Consider the following 4,404-nt stretch of genomic DNA (forward strand, 5'->3'; position numbering starts at 1 on the left):
GGCGTCAATCAGGGCTACGCTTCCGCTCCCGTCCGTTCCCAGCGGCAGCTTCGGCTCCGCGCTGCGCTCAACGGCCCGCGATCGCCTGCTTGACGCCCTGGATGCGCGGCAGGGCGCCGGTGGATTCGAGCGCGGGCTTCGCCGCATCCTTGCCCTCCGGCTTGCCGGTGGCGTCGGGGAAGCGCGCGCGCATGTCGCGCAGGAAGCCGTCGAGCGTATCGACACTCGCGGCCATCTTGGCGATCTGGGCGAACTCGGCGCTCGAGCCGCTGGCCGGTTTGCTGGCGACGTCGAAGGCGATCTTGTCGGCCTCGCCGGTCATCAGCGGCGCGTATTTCTCGCGGAAGCGCGCCAGCCCGATCGCATCGTCCGCCAGCGCGTAGCCGACGACGGCGCGCAGGATGTCGCCGCGCTCGGCCGGATTGAGCGGACGGAAATCGCGCCAGCGGTCGCCGTAATACAGCTCGATCTGCTCGGACGCCTCGCGCCAGCGCCGCGACGCCCAGTAGATGTCGGAGCGCAGCCGGATCGCCTCGCGCCCCGCCACATTGGTGATGATGTCCAGCCCGAGATCGTGGCGGCCGATGTCGCTGTTGGCGCGCGCCTCCAGCAGCAGCCGCTGCTGGCGCAGTTCGCCGGCGAGATCGGCGATGCGGGTGGTGCGCAGCGCTTCCAGCGCGCGGTCCGGCTTGCGGTTGGTGAGGTACACCATGGCGAGACGCGCGGCGACCTGGGCGCGCGCCGCGCCTTCGAGGCGGTGGTCGACCTGATACTGCAGCAGTTCGGCGGCCTGGTCGAGCAGATCGATGCCGACGAGACGGTCGGCGAGCTTGCGGATCATCTCGTCGCCGCGGCGGCCGATCGGGGTCAGCTCGCGGAAGCCGTAGAAGATGCTGAGCGCGTCGACCGGCGGCAGCTCGTCGGCCTTGCCGCCCAGGAACAGCTGCGAGAACAGCCGCTGCGCGGCGTCCTGGGCCTGGCGCGCCATGTCGGAGTTCGGCATCAGGCGGGACGCCATGCGCGCGGCCTCGAGCGAATCGGCGTAGCGCCCGGCCTCCTCGTAGAGCTGCGCCATCATCTGCAGCGTCTGTACCTCGATGGCGTCGCCGCGCCAGGTCACCTGCAGGGTCTCGAGCTCCTTGAGCGCCTCGGCCGGCTTGATCTCGCCGCGCTTCTGCAGAAGCTTGATTTCGAACAGCTTGGCCTCCGCTGCGGCCATTCGGTCGTCGGAGTCGATCGCGGAGCGATAGTCGTCGAGCGCATCCTTCTCCTGCCCCATCGCCTCGGCGAGGCGGCCGCGCAGCACGGCGATGTCGGGCTTCATGTCCGCGGGCACGCCGATCACGTCGAGCTCGGCGCGGCGCTTGGCGGCGCCGGCGAAATCCTTGATCTCGAGCGACGACTTCATCGCATCCGCGATCACCACGCGCTGCAGGTCGAGCGGCAGCGAGGCGATCGCGAACTCGACATTCTTCAGCTTCTCGCGCGCGTCGGCGAACTTGCCCTGGCGCGCGAAAGCGAGGCCCTTCCACATCTGCGAGTCGAAATTGTTGCCGATCGAGGAGGTGGCGAGATCCTTCAGGCCCTGGTCCGGCCGCCCCATCAGGATGCTGGCGACCGCATGGATCATCAGCATCGCGGTCTCGTCGGTGCGCGGGTCGGCGTCGGAGATCATCAGATTGGTGATGCCGCGCGCCTCCGGATACATCCCGCGCGCCATGTAGAAGCGCGCCAGCGCCAGCCGTGCCTGGGCGCGACGCTCGGGATCGGCCTCCGCCGCCGCCTTGATCAGCATGTCCTCGCGCGGCACGAACGGCTGGGTCCGGTTCTGCTGCCATTCGTCGATGTCGAACATTGGCCGGACGGCGGTCGGTGCGCGCTCCGGCGAGAAGCCGATCGAGGACAGCGTCAATCCGCCGGGCCGGCCCAGGATCACCTTGTCGGGCGCGATCTCGACGGCGATGTCGTCGGAGTTCGGACGCACGGCGATGCCGTGGATGGAATCGAGCAGCGACAGGTCGACGAAATCCTGGCGCTTGATGAAGCCGCGGATCGGCGGCGGCGCGGTCACCACCAGCAGCGTGTCGCCGGCATCGGGATCCGTCAGCCGGTGCAGCATCCCCGCCCCGGGATTGGCGAGCGGCACCATCACATTGGCGAGCGCGGGGTCGGTGACGTTGCGCATCACCATCAGCGGCTGCTGGCTGGTCAGCCCCTTGTCGGCGAAGGACAGCGTCCAGCTGCGCCCGCCATCGTCGCTGGCGAGCGAATGCATCTGCGGCCGGTTGAGGCGGATGCGGATCGCCTGGCCCTTGTCGAGCGGCATCCGGTTGACCTCGCCGATGATGGCGCCGCCCTTGGCCCGGATCGGCTCGACATCGATCGGCTTGGTGGAGTCCAGCACCATCCAGACCGTGTCGCCGCGGCGGAACAGCGCCGCCGGCGTGACCTGGCCGAAGCCGAAGGTCAGCCGCAGGCCCTCGCTGTCGCGCAGCGCCTCCAGGGTCGCCGCGCCGCTCGCGGCCATCTCCGCCGGCTTCTCCATCGGCTTGGCGGTCTCACCGTGCACTGCCTCGGGCTTGACCGGCTCGGGCTTGGCTGCCTCGAGCTTGGCGACCTCGGGGTTGGGAGCCTCTGACTTGGGGGCCTCGGACTTGGAAGCCTCGGACTTGGAAGCCTCGGACTTGGAAGCCTCGGACTTGGAAGCCTCGGACTTGGGAGCCTCGGACTTGGGAGCCTCGGATTTGGGAGCCTCGGAAGCGGCTTCGGCTTTCATCGCTGCAGGAGCAGCCGCCTGCGCCGGCTCGGTCGCCGGCGCCGCGATCGCGGGCTTGGCCTCGGCCTTCATCTCCTTGGCGATGGTCTCCGAGGTCGGCGGCACGATCTCCGGCTGCGCGGCAGCCTTCGGCCTGTCGCCATTGGCCTTCTCCGCCGCGGGCTTCTCGGCGACGGCGGCCTTGGCGCCGGGCAGCGCGTCGGCGGACACCGCGGCGACCTTCTTGTCCGGCTGCACATAGGCGATGTCGATGTTGTAGTTCTTTTCCTCGCGGAAGGCGTGGACGTCGACTTCGCCGATCAGGCCGATCTCGACCACGGTCTTGCTGCCGTCGAGGCGCTGGTTGATCGCGGCGACGTTCGGCGGCGACACGATCTTGGCGTCGGCGAGATCGAAATTGAGCGGCGCCGAGAAGAACAGCGACATCTTCTGGTCGTTCATCACCGAGGAGATGCCGACGCCGTCGGGGATCTCGAACACCAGGCGCACGAAGGTCGGCTGCACCAGCGCCCGGACGCGGATCGGCGGCCGCCGCTTCGACTCAGCCTCGGCCCGCTGCAGCCGCAGCGCCTTCTCGGCCGCGCGGGCGCGCTCGGCGAGCTCGCGCACGACCTCGGCCGGCAGCGGCGGCGGCGCGCCGGTCCAGCTGTCCGGCAGCAGGTCGATGAAGACGCGCTCGCCCGCGACCATGGTGTTGACGCGGACCTTGCGCGACAACGACAGCCGCAGCGCCGAGCCGTCGGGATCGCCGCGCGCCGAGGAGATGTAGTCCGGCGCCGCATCGACCCAGCGGTCGATCGGCACGCTCGCCGGGCGGTCGAACCGGATCAGCAGGATCGAGCCGGCCGTGGTGACGTCGGCGCCGACATCCTCGGAGAATTTCAGCACCAGCCGCGCATAGCCGTTCTGGGCCGACAGGCTCGCCTCGCCCGGCACCGGCGCCGCACCAGCCGCGACGGTCGACAGCATCAGGCCGATCACGATGGCCGACAGCAGCGCAAGGCCGGCGCGCACGCGCGCACGGGCCTGCGACCGCAATCCAGAGGGAGTCGTGCGCGCCATGGTCACAAGCTTCCAGTTCGATATCCGCAAGATGGACGGATACGCCTGCCCCGCCACGCGGCAAGTCTAGGAGCCGGCGTTTAAGGGCGCATTAAACATGCGGCTCAATTGCTTTTCACAGGCACGATCTTGCCTTCGATCTTCGGCAGCTCGGCGCTCGCCTCCGGCTTGTCGGCGCCGGCGCGGCGGGCGAGCTCGACGGTGAGCCGCTCGGCCGCCTCCGGTGTCATCAGGCCGAGGATGTCGGACATCTTGCGCGGCGCGATCTGCGAGGCGATCTCGATCAGCACCGACATGTCGAGCCGGTCGAACACCTTGGCGGCGTCCTTCGGCTTCATGCCCTCGTACATCGTGACGATGCTCTTGAAGCGGGCGTTGTCGGCCTCGGTCTTCGCCGCCTGGGCGCCGGAGATCCGGCTCTCGATCGCCTTCATCTCCTCGGTCTTGGACTGGATGCGCTGCTCGGCGGCCTTCAACAGGCTCTCGCGGATGTCGATCTCGCGCTGCCGCGCCTCGAGCTCCTGGCGGCGCGACTGCAGCCGCTCCAGGATCGCCTTCTCCGCCGG

General features: G+C 69.3%; 2 protein-coding genes. Both read right to left on the reverse strand.

The features are described from left to right. Positions 1–67 precede the first annotated feature (67 nt). On the reverse strand, positions 68–3,838 hold the full coding sequence (locus BRAS3809_RS36940) for a hypothetical protein (protein ID WP_008966272.1): 3,771 nt from the start codon (positions 3,836–3,838) through the stop codon (positions 68–70). Positions 3,839–3,942: 104 nt separating this feature from the next. Next, positions 3,943–4,404 (reverse strand): flagellar protein FlbB (locus BRAS3809_RS32610; RefSeq protein WP_035660082.1); only part of this gene is annotated, 462 nt, incomplete at its 5' end.

Source organism: Bradyrhizobium sp. STM 3809, from assembly GCF_000239795.1.
Taxonomy (GTDB): domain Bacteria; phylum Pseudomonadota; class Alphaproteobacteria; order Rhizobiales; family Xanthobacteraceae; genus Bradyrhizobium.